This is a genomic window from Paenibacillus xylanexedens, assembly GCF_007676705.1.
In the GTDB taxonomy this organism is placed as follows: domain Bacteria; phylum Bacillota; class Bacilli; order Paenibacillales; family Paenibacillaceae; genus Paenibacillus; species Paenibacillus xylanexedens_C.
The window spans coordinates 1-238 of sequence record NZ_VEBF01000645.1; the positions used below are offsets into that span (position 1 = coordinate 1).

General features: G+C 46.2%; 1 pseudogene. It reads right to left on the reverse strand.

What is annotated here, in order from left to right:
* A pseudogene (locus FS628_RS30935) lies at positions 1 to 238 on the reverse strand (guanylate kinase); the annotation flags it as partial.

Here is a 238-nt window from a genome sequence, read left to right on the forward strand (position 1 = left end):
AATGGTGGCTTGGGTTTGGGTACGAGGGCCGTGAATGCGATCTTTGAGGTCGTGGAGTGAAGGAGGAAGGAGGAAAAGAAAGATGGGTTGGGGGAATTTGTGTTTGAGTTTTAAGGGGCGTTGAAGGTGAATGTGGAGAATGATGTGGGGGGGTTGGTTAATGGTTTTGTGTATAAAATCAGGGGGTGTTGGGTAATAATTAGGGAGATAGTGGGGATGTTCGAAGAATTGATGTTGA